Origin of the sequence: Methylobacterium carpenticola (genome assembly GCF_042748905.1) — a bacterium.
Lineage (GTDB): Bacteria > Pseudomonadota > Alphaproteobacteria > Rhizobiales > Beijerinckiaceae > Methylobacterium > Methylobacterium carpenticola.
This window is the reverse complement of the sequence record NZ_JBHZEO010000001.1, coordinates 1,570,672-1,585,564: the sequence shown is the minus strand read 5'-3', so window position 1 is coordinate 1,585,564 and position 14,893 is coordinate 1,570,672. Positions and strand designations below refer to the sequence as shown.

The 14,893-nt window shown below is 68.6% G+C and carries 15 protein-coding genes, 1 tRNA gene and 1 pseudogene; 7 read left to right on the top strand and 10 right to left on the bottom strand.

Features of this window, described 5'->3' with window-relative positions; translation table 11 throughout:
- Nucleotides 1-280: 280 nt before the first annotated feature.
- Nucleotides 281-487 carry a hypothetical protein gene (locus tag ACE101_RS07655; protein WP_379127493.1) on the bottom strand — a complete coding sequence of 69 codons (207 nt, stop codon included), beginning with the start codon at nucleotides 485-487 and terminating at the stop codon, nucleotides 281-283.
- Between the two features lie 489 nt (nucleotides 488-976).
- Here ACE101_RS07655 and ACE101_RS07650 point away from each other — a divergent pair, with 489 nt between their 5' ends.
- Both ACE101_RS07650 and ACE101_RS07645 read left to right on the top strand, forming a co-directional pair.
- Nucleotides 977-2,254: a glycosyltransferase family 2 protein gene (locus ACE101_RS07650; protein WP_379127491.1), complete on the top strand. Its 1,278-nt coding sequence runs from the start codon at nucleotides 977-979 to the stop codon at nucleotides 2,252-2,254.
- A gap of 6 nt (nucleotides 2,255-2,260) precedes the next feature.
- Nucleotides 2,261-3,448, top strand: coding sequence for a glycosyltransferase family 4 protein (locus ACE101_RS07645; protein WP_379127489.1), 1,188 nt, complete (start codon nucleotides 2,261-2,263; stop codon nucleotides 3,446-3,448).
- A gap of 55 nt (nucleotides 3,449-3,503) precedes the next feature.
- On the opposite strand, the gene ACE101_RS07640 is transcribed toward ACE101_RS07645, so the two are convergent.
- Complete coding sequence (locus ACE101_RS07640) at nucleotides 3,504-5,300, bottom strand: hypothetical protein (protein WP_379127487.1); 1,797 nt, start codon at nucleotides 5,298-5,300, stop codon at nucleotides 3,504-3,506.
- Nucleotides 5,301-5,644: 344 nt separating this feature from the next.
- Between ACE101_RS07640 and ACE101_RS07635 the strand changes: the two are divergent.
- Nucleotides 5,645-6,093: pseudogene (locus ACE101_RS07635) on the top strand (transposase); the annotation flags it as partial.
- Nucleotides 6,094-6,729: 636 nt separating this feature from the next.
- Here ACE101_RS07635 and ACE101_RS07630 read toward each other — a convergent pair.
- Together ACE101_RS07630 and ACE101_RS07625 are read right to left on the bottom strand one after the other, a co-directional pair.
- Nucleotides 6,730-6,990, bottom strand: a complete 261-nt coding sequence (locus ACE101_RS07630) for a hypothetical protein (protein WP_379127484.1) — start codon at nucleotides 6,988-6,990, stop codon at nucleotides 6,730-6,732.
- Nucleotides 6,991-7,124: 134 nt separating this feature from the next.
- Complete coding sequence (locus tag ACE101_RS07625) at nucleotides 7,125-7,283, bottom strand: hypothetical protein (RefSeq protein WP_379127481.1); 159 nt, start codon at nucleotides 7,281-7,283, stop codon at nucleotides 7,125-7,127.
- Between the two features lie 269 nt (nucleotides 7,284-7,552).
- Between ACE101_RS07625 and ACE101_RS07620 the strand changes: the two genes are divergently transcribed.
- Nucleotides 7,553-7,816 (top strand): hypothetical protein, encoded by a 264-nt coding sequence (locus tag ACE101_RS07620; RefSeq protein ID WP_379127478.1) that lies wholly within the window; start codon nucleotides 7,553-7,555, stop codon nucleotides 7,814-7,816.
- A 199-nt stretch (nucleotides 7,817-8,015) separates the two neighbouring features.
- Nucleotides 8,016-8,162, top strand: a complete 147-nt coding sequence (locus tag ACE101_RS07615) for a hypothetical protein (protein ID WP_379127475.1) — start codon at nucleotides 8,016-8,018, stop codon at nucleotides 8,160-8,162.
- Nucleotides 8,163-8,176: 14 nt separating this feature from the next.
- Here the strand turns inward: ACE101_RS07615 and ACE101_RS07610 are convergent.
- The 6 genes from ACE101_RS07610 to ACE101_RS07585 form a co-directional block, all read right to left on the bottom strand.
- Nucleotides 8,177-8,251, bottom strand: a tRNA-Thr gene (locus tag ACE101_RS07610).
- A gap of 198 nt (nucleotides 8,252-8,449) precedes the next feature.
- Nucleotides 8,450-9,286: a flagellin gene (locus ACE101_RS07605; RefSeq protein ID WP_379127472.1), complete on the bottom strand. Its 837-nt coding sequence runs from the start codon at nucleotides 9,284-9,286 to the stop codon at nucleotides 8,450-8,452.
- A gap of 720 nt (nucleotides 9,287-10,006) precedes the next feature.
- On the bottom strand, nucleotides 10,007-10,213 hold the full coding sequence (locus ACE101_RS07600) for a hypothetical protein (RefSeq protein WP_379127469.1): 207 nt from the start codon (nucleotides 10,211-10,213) through the stop codon (nucleotides 10,007-10,009).
- 77 nt (nucleotides 10,214-10,290) lie between these two features.
- Entirely contained in the window at nucleotides 10,291-10,566 is a 276-nt protein-coding gene (locus tag ACE101_RS07595; RefSeq protein WP_379127466.1) for a hypothetical protein, read from the bottom strand.
- Nucleotides 10,567-10,756: 190 nt separating this feature from the next.
- Nucleotides 10,757-12,580: a cation:proton antiporter domain-containing protein gene (locus ACE101_RS07590; RefSeq protein ID WP_379127463.1), complete on the bottom strand. Its 1,824-nt coding sequence runs from the start codon at nucleotides 12,578-12,580 to the stop codon at nucleotides 10,757-10,759.
- A gap of 85 nt (nucleotides 12,581-12,665) precedes the next feature.
- On the bottom strand, nucleotides 12,666-12,851 hold the full coding sequence (locus ACE101_RS07585; protein ID WP_379127460.1) for a hypothetical protein: 186 nt from the start codon (nucleotides 12,849-12,851) through the stop codon (nucleotides 12,666-12,668).
- Nucleotides 12,852-13,118: 267 nt separating this feature from the next.
- Here ACE101_RS07585 and ACE101_RS07580 point away from each other — a divergent pair, with 267 nt between their 5' ends.
- The gene (locus ACE101_RS07580) at nucleotides 13,119-13,721 is read left to right on the top strand and encodes a DUF2147 domain-containing protein (protein WP_379138529.1); all 603 of its coding nucleotides are present in this window, start codon (nucleotides 13,119-13,121) and stop codon (nucleotides 13,719-13,721) included.
- A gap of 490 nt (nucleotides 13,722-14,211) precedes the next feature.
- Nucleotides 14,212-14,688 carry a Ros/MucR family transcriptional regulator gene (locus ACE101_RS07575; protein WP_379127457.1) on the top strand — a complete coding sequence of 159 codons (477 nt, stop codon included), beginning with the start codon at nucleotides 14,212-14,214 and terminating at the stop codon, nucleotides 14,686-14,688.
- Nucleotides 14,689-14,893 lie beyond the last annotated feature (205 nt).

Genomic DNA, 14,893 nt, shown 5'->3' with positions numbered 1-14,893 from the left:
TTGAAAAGGTCCAAGCAAAACGCCGATCCGGGCATTCTGTCCGTGCCCATTCAAACAAAAATCAATAATCAATGCCGGCGGGTTAAGCCCGAAAGGGGACTGGCGGCGCGTTCCGCGCGTGGTTACTCTCGTTGAACAATAACGGGAGGCAGCCGCTCCAGCCGCGTTCAAGCGGAACGAGGGCTGATACAATCATGATCTGGATGATGATCGGATATCTGGCCTGCGCGGCCATCGTTCTGGATGCAGTCGATCGTGCGCCGGAGCTTCCTTGGCATCCTTAGAACAAGACGCCGAGCACGAATTTCAGCAGGTGAAAGGCCGCCCACCCGCAGAAGCCGATCCATGCGATCGTGATCGACAATCCGAACGCGAGCACCGCGCCGGTTATCAAGACGTGCAGATCGACTCGTCTTTTTCTGACGCTTGAACGCGCCGATTCGACTTGCGCCGTCAGTGCGTCTCGCGCGGTGTCGTTATGAGACATGACGCCGCGCAATCTAGTCGAGTGAATGGTGAATGGCAAGCGCCGCCCACATCAGACATACCGGAGCCGTGCGTGTTTCTGGATTAGTCATACTTGAGTGTATGTCTGCGTTGGTGCCAAGATCGTCTGATGCTGATCGCGGCTCCGCTGGAATAATCGACCGTTCTCGCCTCGCGCGCGGCGGATGCCCGTAGCCTGCGCGGAGGCTGCGAGCCCAGGGCTGCTTCACGCTCGCGAGCCGTTTACTGATCCCAAGACGATCATGGCGGGCAATCCCCCGCATGGAGCCGCCGAAAGTCCGGATCCTGCATTGCCGGGACGGCCGCGCGGTCCGATGCTCCGGCGTCACCCCGGCCTCCGCTCGTCGCGGCTCGATCGACCTGCACCCCTCCGCCGTAGATCGGGGGCAGGCCCGTTCGCCATCCAGGTGTTAACGCGATCGCAAGCCGCGTTTCTTAACCATGCGCCGGGACGGGGCATCGGCGGATGATGAGCGAGAAGAGCGGTATCTCGTCCGCAGGCCCTGGCAACGCCATCGACGTCTCGATCGTGATGCCCTGCCTCGACGAGGCGCGGGCCCTGCCGGCGGCGATCGCGACCGCGCAGGCGGCGCTCGCCCTCCTGCGGCAGCGGCACGGCCTCGTGGGCGAGATCCTGATCGCGGATAACGGCAGCACCGATGCCAGCCGCGAGATCGCCGAGCGCCTCGGCGCCCGCGTCGTCCCGGTGGCCGAACGGGGTTACGGCACCGCCCTGATGGGAGGCTTCGCGGCGGCGCGGGGCCGCTACCTCGTGATGGGCGATGCGGACGGCTCCTACGATTTCCGCGACGCGGTGGCGATGGTCGAGAGCCTGCGGGCGGGGGCCGATCTCTGCCTCGGCTCGCGCTTCCGGGGCGCGATCGCCCGGGGCGCCATGCCCTGGAAGAACCGCTACATCGGCAACCCGGTCCTGACCGGGATCCTCAACCTGCTGTTCCGCGCCGGGGTGAGCGACGCCCATTGCGGCATCCGGGCTCTCACCAAGGGCTGCCTCAAGCGGCTGCGCCTGAACGGCACCGGGATGGAATTCGCCAGCGAGATGATCATCAAGGCCGCCCTCAAGGGCGAGCGGATCGCCGAGGTGCCGGCCCGCTTGTCGCCAGACCTGCGCGGCCGCCCGCCCCATCTGCGGCCCTGGCGCGACGGCTGGCGGCACCTGCGCTTCCTGCTGATGCTGAGCCCGGCTTGGCTGTTCGCGCTGCCGGCCCTGCTCCTCGCCGGCGGCGGTCTCGCCCTGCTGATCCTGGCCGCGCTCACCCGCGGCGCGGCGCCGGGCTTCATCGGCAACTATTGGATCATCCTGGCCGGGGCGATGCTGGGGCTCGGCCACAACGCGGCGCTCCTCGCCGTCGCGGCGCAGCTCTACGGCGTGCGGGAGGGTTACCGGACGGCGGGGCGGGGCCTGGCACGCCTGTCCCGCATCGTCTCCCTGGAAACGATGCTCGCGGCCGGTCTCGCAGCCGTGCTGGCCGGTCTCACCCTGCTCGGGCTCGTCGTCGGATACTGGTCGCTCCAGGGCTTCGGGCCGATCGGCAGCGTGCTGCCGGCCGTTCTTGGCACCTCCCTCCTGGTGATCGGCACGCAGAACGCCCTCGGCGGCTTCCTGCTCGCCGTCCTGAACGGCAACGAGGCCGCGTTCCTGCGCCGGCCAAGCGAGCCCCGGCGCGAGCCCGCGGCGATCGCGGCCGAGGAGGCCGGGTCCGACGCGCAGCGTCCGGCGGCCTGACGGGCGATGCGCGTCCTCATCGGCACCCACTATTTCGAGAGCCGCCGCGGCGGCATCGAGATCGTGGCCGGCCAACTCGCCCGTCAGTTCCGGCAGCGCGGCATCGCGGTCACGTGGCTGGCGAGCGACGCCGACCCGTCGCCCCCGGCGGCATGCGGCGAGGCGGTGCCGCTGCCCGCCAGCACCATCCTCGAACGCCGGTCCGGTCTGCCGATGCCGCTCCCGTTGCCGGCCGCCTTCGGGCGGATCTGGCGCGCGGTCGGCCGGGCGGACGTGGTCCAACTGCATGACAGCCTCTATCCTACGAACGTCGCGATCCTGATCGCGGCCCGCCTGCGGGCCAAGCCCGTGGTCGTGGTGCAGCACATCGGCGCCGTGCCCTATCGCAGCCGCCTGCTGCGCCTGCTGATGGCCGTGGCGAACCGCTGCGTGGCCCGACCGGTGCTGGCCTCCGCCGACCGCGTGGTCTTCATCAGCCGCACCAGCGCGGCGCATTTCGCCTCCCTGCGCTTGCGTCGCGCGCCCGGCTTCATCACCAACGGCGTCGATGCCGGGATCTTCCGGCCGCGCCCCCGCGACCTGCCGCGCGCGGCCTTGCGGCGGGCGCTGGGACTCCCTCCGGAGCGTCCGATCGCCCTGTTCGTGGGCCGCTTCGTGGAGAAGAAGGGATTGGCGGTACTGGAGCGCCTCGCCCGGGCCCGGCCGGAGATCACCTTCGCCTTCGCCGGCCGGGGGCCGCTCGATCCCGCCGCCTGGACGCTGCCGAACGTGCATGTCCGGCGCGATCTCGCCGGAGCGGATCTCGCGCGGCTCTATCAGGCGAGCGACATCTTCGTGCTGCCGAGCTGCGGGGAGGGCCTGCCGCTGGTCGTGCAGGAGGCGCTCGCCTGCGGCCTGCCGGTCCTGTGCGGTGCCGAGAGCGCGGCGGCCGACGAGGGGCTCTCCCGGCTCGTCACCGGCCTGCCGGTCACCGTGGACGATCCCGGGCGAACCGCCGCCGCCTTCGAGGCCGCTCTCGTCGCCTGCATCGCCCGGGCCGACGATCCCGCCGCCGCCGAGGCCCGCGCCGCGGCCTGCGCGACCCTCTACGACTGGGCGAGAGCCGCCGCCGCCCACGCGTCCGTGCTCGACGATCTCGTTGCCTATGCCGGCCGGGCCGCCCTTCCGGAGACGCCACCCGACCGGGCCGGATGAGCGGTCCACCACGCCAGCAGCCCGCGCCGTCGACGGAGCGAGGCCGGTGCTCGGCTCAGGGTTCGAGAACCGGGCGGCTCGCGCAGGGCAGGGGCGGGGCCTGATCCCGGTTCAGCGGCCGATCCGCGGTCATGATGCCGAGGCGGGCGCCATCCACCGGCGTGAAGATCGCGACGGAGCCGCGCCGGCACAATTCCGCCCGGGCCGCCGCGTCGAGCCTGTCGAGGAGGAGCACCATGGGCCGGTTCCGCAGGAACGGGTCGTTGCGCACGAGATCCGCGCCGTAGGCCATCAGCCCGCGGTCGTCCACCACGACGAAATCCGCATCGGTGGTCGTGATGGCGCGGATCGCGGAAGCGTAGGGGCGAACGAAAGCCCGGATCTCCAGCGCCCGCGCCGGAACGACCAGGAGCAGGGACGCCGCGCAGGCGGCACCGAAGGCCGCCGCCATCTCGCGCCGTCGCCCGGTGTCGCAGCGGGCCGTCAGGCTCACCCACCCTTGCGCGGCGAGCAAGCAGGCGCTCCCGACCAAGCCGTGCAGGTAGCGATAGCCCCAGCCATGACCCTGGAGCGGCATCAAGACCAGCATGGCGACGAGGGTCAGGCCGATCCCGGCGGCGAGAGGGCGCGCGACGCCCTCGCCGCGCCGCAGGGCCGGCCAGGACAGGGCGGCGAGCGGCAGCAGGAGCGGGCTTCCCCACGCGACGAAGCGCAGGAGGTTCTTGATCATCAGGTTGAGGCCGACCCAGCCGAAGCCCTCGACCATGGTGGCGAGGCGGGCCAGCAGGTAGCCCCCGCCGACCGTCGCCGCACCCTCGCGGCCCAGGCCCGCGAGGGTCAGCACCCCCTGCCAGTACAGGATCCAGACGGCGCCGCTCGCGGCGTAGATCGCCGCGTAGAAGGCCGCGAGCCCCCAGTGCCGCCGGAGCACGATGCCGACGAGGAAGGGCAAGGCGAAGAGGGGATGGAACACCACCTGATGGAGGCCGCAAGCGAGAAAGCCGATCACCGCCGCGCCGCCATGCCCGAGCCGCCCGCCGCGCAGGAAGCACCGCAGCCAGACGAGGTTGAGGGCGAGGTGCGCCGTCATCGCGAAGGCCGTCATGGCGGTGAACAGCACCTGCGGCGCGGTGACGAGAAGGAGCCCCGCGAGGATGGCCGCGTCCGGCCGCCCGGGCCACAGGCGCCGCGCCACCGCGATCAGCGCGACGACCGCGACCGCGGCCAGGAGCGGGTTGGTGACGGCGGGATGCGCGACGGCGCCGAGGCCGGCCCGCAGCATCGCGGCGACGGGCAGGTAGGCCGAGACCCAGGCCCCGTCTCCGGGCACCGGGAGATTGAAATAGGGGAGAAGGGCCGGAAGGAAGGCGCGCCATTCCGCGGGCAGCGCGACGATCAGGCGGCCGCTGCGGAAGATGGCCGCGTCGAACTCCGCCATGACCTCGTCGTAGGCGATGGGCGTGCCGTCGAAGACCAGGGCCGTGCCGGCAAGCGCCGCGACGGCGACGACGAGCGCCAGGACGACGGCGGTCGCCCGCGGCCGCGCGGCGAGGCCGAGCCAGCCGCCGAGGGCCGGCGGCGCCCGCAGCAGCGCCGCCGCGACCAGGATCGCGGCGAGGGCGGCCAGCCCGATCAGATCGCGGGCGAAGTAGAAGCTCGTGATCGTGGCGTCGCGACGCAGGCCGACGATTCCCGCGAGGCCGATCACCACGAGCGCCCAGGCGGTGGACAGGAGCGCCCGGCGGAACCGGAGAACATCCGGGTCGCGGTCCCGGGGCACGAGATGCGGCGCGACGGTCGTCCCGGCCTCGGGCGTCAGGGCGGCCTTGCTGCGCATGATCGATATGGTCACCGGCCTCGTCAGGGACGCGATCGTTCCGCGGCCGGCTTGAGATTCGGTGAAGCCGCCCGGACACGAGGGCGGGTGGGGCCGGACGCAAGGCGGATCGCCCGAACGGTGCCGGCGGAGGAGTTCAATAGGCGATATGAACCGTGACGCGTTCGTTTGCCGATTTCAGCGCTTTGTCCCACCGCTTTTCGAGGGGCGAAACGGAAGCGCCGCGGGCCGGAGCCCGGGGCGCTTGATCGCGTGCATGGTCCGAGAGGACCTCGGCGTCGCTGCGGCTGGCGGATCTCCCGCAGCAGGCCCGTGGCGCGTCAGACTCTCCACGCACCCGGGGATCACGCCGTAGCGCTCGTCCAGCCGGGTGCGACCGGTTTGCCGCCCTCGACGTCAAGGCCGGCACGGTCATCGGCCGGTGTGAGGGCCACCCTCGCAGTGCCACGTTTCGCGCCTTCTTGGATCAAGTCGAGCGATCCGTTGCACCGGATCTGGAAGTACACTCGGTTCTCGACAACATGAAAACGCGCAAGACGACGTTGGTGCACGACTGGCTGGCTCAGCATCCCCGGTTTCATCTTCATTTCACGCCGACGAGCCGGTCGTGGCTCAACCTGGTGGAACAGAGGATCCGGAGGCAGCGATCCGAGACTACATCGCCGACACCAAGGCCCATCCCAAGCCCTTCGCGTGGGCCAAGTCAGCCGACGCAATCTTGGCCAGTGCCTCCCGCTTCTGCAAACAGATTTCTAACTCAGATCACGAGAGCAGCGCCCGAGCACGTCGCAATCGGGCGCTGCTCTAGATTTTCGATTTTACCGCCTTGTCTGCGACGAACCGGGATTCACTTAGTCCGAAAATGCTCCAGCCCTGCTATTGCTCAAGGCGCTGAACGATCCAGGTCTTGGCATCATCTATGGTTGCGAACACGGGCTGTGCAGCGGGCGGCACATAACACGGGCCGAAGCCGGCCTCCAGAAACCAGTGCCCGTGCCGGGGTTTGCTTCCATCCTCCTCAGGGTCGAGGCGAGTGAGGACGCAGACGAGCTGATTTGCTTCGTAGACGAGAAATCCATGACCGGTGTCTGCCTCCGCTTCCAGTAGAACTTGAATGGGATGCATGACTAAATGCATAAATCATCCGAAAGCCATTGCGATCAAAAATAAATCGCAGATGGCGCAGTCGGTTGCGTCATCCGGGTGTGCTTTGGACCATAGTCCAAGTCTGCGGGACACTAAGCCTTTGGATCAAAGGTTATTCCCATCCCCCGAAGCCCAGCCCTGACACATCGTTCCTGCCGCTCCGCGCGCCGGATCTCGCTGTCGTGGCAGCGCTCGCAGACGCTCTCGTGCTGGTCGGGTCGATGGACAGGGCCCGATCGCCGTGGTGCGGCGGGCGATGGTTCAATGCCGCCTGCCGACACACGACCGAGCGACCGGGCTACTGCTTGAGGCGCTGCACGAGCCAAGTCTTGGCATCATCGATGGTTGTGAACACAGGCTGTTCAGCCGAGGTCACGATGCAGGGGCCGAGTCCGGCCTCCAGAAACCAGTACTGGCACGGCGCCTCGCCTTCGTTGGTGTGATCGTCGAAGCGTGTGAGCGAGCAGACAAAATGCTCTTCCGCGAAGACGAGATAGATTTGTGCGTCGCCCAGTAAAGTACTTGCTGGCACATAAGCGGGTTGCAGAGTCAGGGCCATGTGAATTAATCTATGTTATCGTCCGAATTGGACGGTACATCGACAACAAGCTTTCATTCTAATTTCTGTTCCAAGGCAAAAATCGAAAACAATGTGCCTGCCTTGCTCCGATAACAATGCGCATGCTCGAGGTCTCAAGGCCGACCATCGAGCCGCGGCGCCTGCCGCTCCTCGCGCTGGATCTCGCGGTTGTGGCCGTGCACGCAGACGCTCCCGTGGTTGGCCGGGTCGATGGACGGGGGCCAGTCGCCGCCTTGCGGCCGGCGATGGTTCACCGCCGTCGCCGGGGCCATCTCGCCGCTGACCTCGCGGCGCTCGCACAGCGGCTCACGAGCGAGCTGAGCCTCTCGGCCACCGCCCATGCGCTGAGGCCGTAGCAGCCCCGCCGAGGGCTGGTGCGGCGCCGCTCGGCATCGCCGGTTGCGCTCACACGAGCCTGCGCCGGCGGCTGCCATCCGGCTGCCCGGTAGCTGCGGCGGACGACAGGGCATCGCGACTTCCAGCGAGCGATGAAGTATGGTTTCGCCGACGTATCGTCATCACGCATGGCGAGGAAGCTCTCATGAGCGCCGACCAAGCTAGGGTGCAGGCAGAGGCCCATCTGAGCTTAGCTGAAAAGCACCTCATCGAGGGTCAACAGCGGGTTGATGATCAGCGCCTCCGTATCGAAGAGGCGCGCCGGAACGGCGTCAATATCGAGTCTGCAGAGAAGTATTTGGCGACACTCGAGGAAATCATGACAACGTGGCGGGAGCACCGCAACCTGATCGTTGCGCGCTTGGCAGCCCTCGATGCGGCTGAAGCCGAGAGGTTGTCGCGCCTGTAGCGGAGGTTCGATGGCTTCACGGGCACCGCCGAGAGCGATCAAGGCGGATAGGACCATCGGCCAACCGAAGACCACGAGCAGGCCATCAGGCCTGAAACGGCACTGCCGCGGCTGTCGCGCGCACCAGCGCGGCCGGAACCTGCCAGGCGGCGCGCCACCAGATCTCCCAGGCCAGGCCTGCGGCCGGAGCGGGGTCGCGATGTCAGCCTCGCCGGACATCGGTCCGCTCCACGGAGCCCGCAATCTCGGACGGCGAGCCTCGAACGTGCTGGTGCTGCGGGATGGCGGCATTCAGCTCCACGCGCCGGCCCTGCCGGCCCCCGCGGCGAACCTGATTGTCCCGTAAGTCATTGACTTTGCTGGTGCCGGCGGAGGGGATCGAACCCCCGACCTTCGGTTTACAAAACCGCTGCACTACCGCTGTGCTACACCGGCCAGCACCGCAAAGTCCTTGAAAACAAAGCAGACTCGGTGGTGCTCCGGCGGCTTTTAGACCCTCTGGGCGGGCTCGCGTCAAGGCACAAAATCTGCCCCGCCCACGGGGTGGTCGCGGCGCCGCGAACCGCGAAGACCCGTGATGCCGAAGGCGGCACCCGGGGGCGCCGCCTCTCCGTCCCGCGGGGACGGGCCCGCTTACTGGAAGAGCCGCAGGATGCTCGCCGACGACGAGTTGCCGATCGACAGAGCCTGATAGGCGAGCTGCTGCTGCGTCTGCAGCGCCGTGACCTTCGCCGATTCCTCCTCGAGGTTCGCGTTCACCAGCGAGTCGAGCGTGCTCTGCTGCACCGATTGCATGGTCTTGAGGAAATCCATCTGCGCGCCCAGGCCGGCCGAGTAGGCGGAGACCGTCGCCTGATAGCCGGAGACCTGGTCGAGGGCGGATTGGGCGAGGGCGCTGATGCCCTGCACGCTGGCCTTGAACTTGTCGCCGCTGCTCTCGGCCGGGGCCGCCAGGGCGGAGGCGGTGGCGCCGCTGCTGATGTCCTGCGTCGTCAGATCGAGCGTCACGTTGGCCGAGCCGTCGTTGCCGATCACGGTCTTCAGTGCCGTCGTGGTCTTCAGCAGGTTCGTGCCCTGGAAGGAGGCGCCATTGATCACCGCCGTGACCTGCTTCTGCAGGGCAGTGATCTTGTTGGCATAGGTGGTGTAGTCGTCGTTGCTCGGCGGGCTGTTGGTCGCCTGATCCGAAATTTGCTTCATCTGCGTGAGCAGATCGCTGACCGTGTCGAGAGCCTTCGAGGCCGTGTCGGTCTTGCCCTTCGCCACCGCGATCGAGTCGGACAGATCGCCCTGCGTCTTGATCGCCGTCTTCAGGTTGTTCGCCACCGACCACATCGTCGGATTGTCGGAGGCCGAGTTGATCTTCTTGCCGGTGCCGATCCGGAGCTGGGCGACGCCGAGTTCGTTGTTGATCTGGCGCAGGTTCGCAACGATGTAGGAGCTCTGAGAGTTGCTGCTGATGCCGACCATTGTCTGTCCCCGCAAGCTGTGTTGCTTTCGAGGACCTTTGTACGTCCGAGGTATTGCGGGCTGCGGGCTAAAATATATACAATTTTACAGATCGGATCCGCGGGAGATCGAGCCGATGTTCTTGGATTCAACTGAGGATACATTAATCGAAAAATTCGACCGAAGGGCGTTAAGAAGGACTCACGATGAGCCGTCGGGATCGGCCGGAGCACGGGCCGTTCAGCGGGCGCTGGCCCGAAACGCCAGAAGGGCCGCGCCCGGGGAGGCGCGGCCCTTCTGGTGTCGGAATCGGTCGGCGAGGGCCGGATCAGCGGAACAAGGCGAGGGCTGCCTGGCTCGTCGGGCTCGCCAGGGCGAGGGCTCGGACCATCGGGCGCGTCTGCGCCTGCAAGGCCTGCAGTCGCGATGCCTCCTCGAAGGTCTCGTCAGTCTGGGGCCGGCCGGGTCTTCGCCTGCCCGTGCTGAGTGTGAGTTGACTCACATTACCGATCGTCAGGATCGCCGGACGCATGACTCCAATTCCACACTGCGAGATGCCTTGGGAGGCCGGCGGTTTCTGCTGAGCCGCTCGACCTCTCCGGAACATGTCTAGGCGGGAGTTGCGCCTACCCTCCTAACGGGCGCGGTGAACCGAGTCTTAAGAAACTATATGCTTGATGAAATGCAAAGACGCGCCCGCGTCCCTTTCCGGGACAGGCGCGGCGGCCGGGCCGCGGCGTGTCAGAGGCCGGCGGATCGCCAGAACAGGGCGGTGATGGCGGCCAGGATCATGAACCACGCGCCCAGGAGCAGCGGGACGGAGCGGCGCCGGGACGAGCGGCGGTTGTCGTTGCTCGGGCGGGGCAGCTTTCCGCGCAGGGACCCGTAGCCGTAGGTCGTCGCGACGGGATCGCGGCGCGGGCGGGCGGACTTGCGCAGGCTGGACATGGGGCGAGCTTACCACGGCGCGCGCGGAACGGGAGGGCTTTCGTGCCGTCCCGATCCGGCGATTTCGCGGCGACGGCTCACGACCACTGCGTGAGCCACGTGCGCAGGCGCGAGACGCTGCGCGGCGCGTGGTTCATGATCCTGGCCGCACCGAGATGCTGGTCGATCCAGTGGGGGCTCAGGATCTCGCCGTCCTCGGTCACGATCCAGGGGAGCCTGTCCGGATTGCCCGCGCAATCCGCGGCGGCGAGGAGCGCTTGCCGGAGGGTCGGATAGAGGCAGGCCTCGCCGGGAGGCGCGGCCCGGTCGGCGTGCCAGATCATCAGCTCGGCGGGACGATCCATCTGCGACATCGTTTCATCCTCCGCGGTCCCGCGGAGGATGGCGCGGCGGGGTTGTGGCCAACATGGCCGCCGCATTGCGATCCCGTAATGTCGCGGCCGCAGCGGAACGAGGCGGTGGCGCGCCACCGCCTCGTTCCGCTGAGGTTCCGGGTGTCGCCGGTTCCCGTCGCGATGCGGCGGCCCTTGTCGCGAAACCGGCTTATTCCTCGCCCAGCGCCTCCCGGTGCGGGCGCAGTTCCGGCGCGCCCAAGGCGGGCTCGGCCTCCGGCGCCGGGTCGGCGCGGCTCTCCGCCCGGCTCGTATCGACGAAGATGCGGGCTTCGCCCTCGCTGATGCCGAGGCTGCGCAGGGCATAGAGCGTCATGCCGAAGCCGAGTTCCCGCTCCGGCATCAGCACGAGGCCGACGCCCTCCTGCTCCAGGTGGCGGCGCTCGGTATCGCTGTGGGTGCGCACCAGGGTGTCGATGCCGGGATTGGCCTCGCGGGCGATGGCGATGAGCTGGCGGGCCTGATGCGCGTCGGGGCTCGCCACGGCGAGCAGCCGCGCGCGTCCGATATCGGCCGCCTCCAGGATGCCCGGAGCCGTCGCGTCCCCGAACACCGTCTCGAGGCCCGCCTGCCGCAATTCTTCGACCCGGCGCCGATCCCGCTCGACCACCACGAAGGGCAGGTCCCAGGCCTGGAGCGCCCGGCCGATGCTGCTGCCCACCCGGCCATAGCCGACCAGCACCGCGTGGCCCGTGCGCCCGTGCCGCCCCGCCGTTGCCACCGGCAGCGTGGCGGCGCCCCGGCGCTCGAAGCGCGCGGCGATGTGCGGGCGCGCCGCCAGGAAGGCGACCAGCCGCTCGATCCCGGCGAAGAACAGCGGGTTGAGGGTGATCGACAGGAGCGCGCCGGCCAGGATGAAGTCGCGCCCCTCGGGCGGAAGCAGCTTCAGGCCGATGCCGAGACTCGCGAGGATGAACGAGAATTCGCCGATCTGCGCGAGGCTCGCCGCGATGGTCAGCGCGGTTCCGAGCGGGTGCCGGAAGGCCAGCACGATGGCCACCGCCGCGATGGATTTGCCGATCAGGATGATGGCCAGGACCGCCAGCACCGCCAGAGGCTCGCGGAACAGGATGCCCGGATCGAACAGCATGCCGACCGAGACGAAGAACAGGACCGCGAAGGCGTCCTGCAGCGGCAGCGAGTTCGCCGCCGCCTGATGGCTGAGATCGGACTCCGCCAGCACCATGCCGGCGAAGAAGGCGCCGAGCGCGAAAGAGACGCCGAAGAGTTCGGCCGAGCCGAAGGCGATGCCGAGGGCGAGCGCCAGGACCGCGAGCGTGAAGAGTTCGCGCGAGCCGCTCCGGGCCGCCTGGTTGAGCAGCCAAGGCACCAGCCGGCGGCCGCCGACGAGCATCAGCCCGGCGAAGGCCGTCACCTTCGTGAGGGTGAGGCCGAGCGTGACCCACAGGTTGCCGCCGGCCGCGTGCGCGACGCCGGCGCCCTCGCCGCCGAGCGGCGTGGCGAGGGCGGGCAGCAGAACGAGCGCCAGCACCATCGCGAGATCCTCGACGATGAGCCAGCCGACCGCGATCCGTCCCTTGTCGCTGTCGAGCAGGCCGCGCTCCTCCAGGGCGCGCAGCAGCACCACGGTCGAGGCCACCGAGAGCGCGAGGCCGAAGACGAGGCCCGCCCCGAGGCCCCACCCGAAGGCGAGGGCCAGCGCCGCCCCCATCGCGGTGGCGACGGCGATCTGCACGATGGCGCCGGGCAGCGCGATGGCACGCACTGCCATCAGGTCGCTGATCGAGAAGTGCAGGCCCACCCCGAACATCAGCAGGATCACGCCGATCTCGGCGAGCTGTCCGGCGAGGTCGGCATTGCCCACGAAGCCCGGCGTGTGCGGTCCGATCGCGATCCCCGCGAGCAGGTAGCCGACGAGGGGGGGCAGGCGCAGGCGCTGCGCCAGCATGCCCCCGGCGAAGGCGAAGACGAGGCCGAGAGCGAGGATGGCGATCAGCTCGGTGGCGTGCGGCACGGGGCGAGGGTCTCCTGACGAGCGGGGGGCGTTGGGTCAGGATAGCAGCTTCGCACCCGGTTGGTGGGATCGCGATGCCTTAAGTTCAGCGTGGCGGCAACGAGGCGTCGGATCGCGGCGCGTTCGCCCCGTGCGTCGCCGACCCGCCCGACGCATCGGTCCAGATCCGGGGCAGCCGGAACAGGCGGCGGCGGTCCGGCCGGGCCGCCACCACGATCGCGATGGCGCCCACCGCACCGGAGGTCATCACCAGGATCTCGATCGGGATCATGCGGCTGCCTTGATACGGTGCGGGCGGGACACGCGCAGGTCGCAAAGTGGCAGTCCTGCACGCCGCGGGTGCTCGCCCCCGGCCCTGTCGCTCTATCGCGCCGGCTGCACCAGGGGCCATGTGACATCCGGCCATGTGACATCGCGCCGTGACACCGATGCGGCATAGGGGATGCGGCGGGTCCGGGCTCGGCCGGGTTGCGGCAGGAGCAGGCGCGTCGTACTTCCGCGCACGGCCGCACCGGAGGATTCCTGCATGATGACGCCCATGACCCGGGGGCTTGCCCGGGGCCTCGCCGCTCTCGGCCTCGTTGTCCCCACGGTCGCCCTGGCCGCGCCGAAGGATCCGAGCGGCGTCTGGCTGACGGAGGATGGCCGGGCCCGGATCCGCATCGAGAAGTGCCTGACCCGGAACGACCGCGTCTGTGGCTACGTCGTCTGGTTGAAGACCCCGCTCAACGACAAGGGCGAGGCGCGGGTGGACTTCAAGAACACGGACCCGAAGAAGCGCACCCGTCCCTCGCTCGGTCATCAGCTCATCATGGGGCTGAAGCCGAATGCGGAGGACCGCTACGAGGGCCAGATCTACAATTCCGAGGACGGCAAGAACTACGACGTCTCGATCTGGGTGGACGAGCCGGGCGAGCTCAGCGTGCGCGGCTGCCTGCTCGGCTTCCTGTGCGGATCGCAGACCTGGACCCGCACCACCGACATCCTGCCGGGGCAGCTGACGGGGCCGACCAACGGGCCCGGCGGTCCTCGCCCCGACGCCGAATGGACCCCGAAGCCGCCGCCCGCGCCCAAGCCCGCCACGACGGCGAGCCCGGGGACGCCCGCAACGGCCAAGAAGGACGAGCCGGCCAAGCCCTGAGCCGAGCGCCGCCGACTTGTCCACAGGCGGCTGCGCCCCGGGCCACGGCCGTGCCGCGACGGATCGGGCGCCCCGGGCCCCCGATCCGCGTACTCGCTCAATGGTTGTGAGCGGCGGCGCCGCTGCCGGACCGGGCCGGACCGGCGCGGCCGAGCAGCCCTCCGCTCGCGATGGGGCGGGCGGCCCGCCGCGCCGGGCGGTAAATCGTTGCCGGATTGAGCCTTTGGCGCCGCGCGTGAGCGTCCGTCCCGCACCTGGACGACCATTTCGTCCCCCGTCGCCGCCAAAACACCCGCCTTCATCGGGCTCATGTTTCCTGAACGTATGCCATTGGAAACAAACAACTTTAATTTGACTTGGCGGGCCTGATTTCCAGAGTTTCGCGACGACCGGCGAATGCGATTTATATGGCAGATGAAACTATTGTTTATTGACCGGTTCTGTATTTTTTCGAAACCTCGACCGGGATATATCTGGTGGGGTGAGCCCGATGACCGATAGAGCTGCAACGGCGCAGCCGGATCTGATCAATCTTTCGGCCGGTATCGTGTCGGCCTACGTGTCCAGCAACTCGGTGCCGCTGGTCGACCTCGCCGGGTTGATCGTCGCGGTCCACACCTCGCTGACGACGGCCGCATCCCCGCCGCGGCCTGCGCCGGAGAAGCCAGTTCCGCCGATTCCGATCCGCAAGACCGTGACGCCGGACGCGATCATCTCGCTGGAGGACGGTAAGCCCTACAAGGCGCTCAAGCGCCACCTGTCGGGCCGGGGCCTCACGCCCGATCAGTATCGCGAGAAGTGGGGCCTGCCGCCGGGCTATCCGATGGTGGCGGCGAATTACGCGGCCCAGCGCGCCGAACTCGCCAAGACCCACGGCCTCGGCCAGGTGCGGCGCGAGCGGGCGGCTGCGGCGGCCACCGCGCCGGCTGATCCGGTCAAGCGCAGCCGGTCGCGCAAGTCCGCGTGAGGCGGTCAATCCCCGGCCAGCGCCACGAGCGCGAAGGCGAGCGCGATCAGCAGGTTGATACCAATCAGCACCAGCAACGCCACCATCGAAGCACCCCGACTTGCAGTCCAACCCAATAGAGCCGGGGTGTTGACGAAAATGGTGGGCGGCAGGCCTGTCCACAGATCGCGGTGAACGGTCCGTACGGAACGGTGACCGCGCCGCG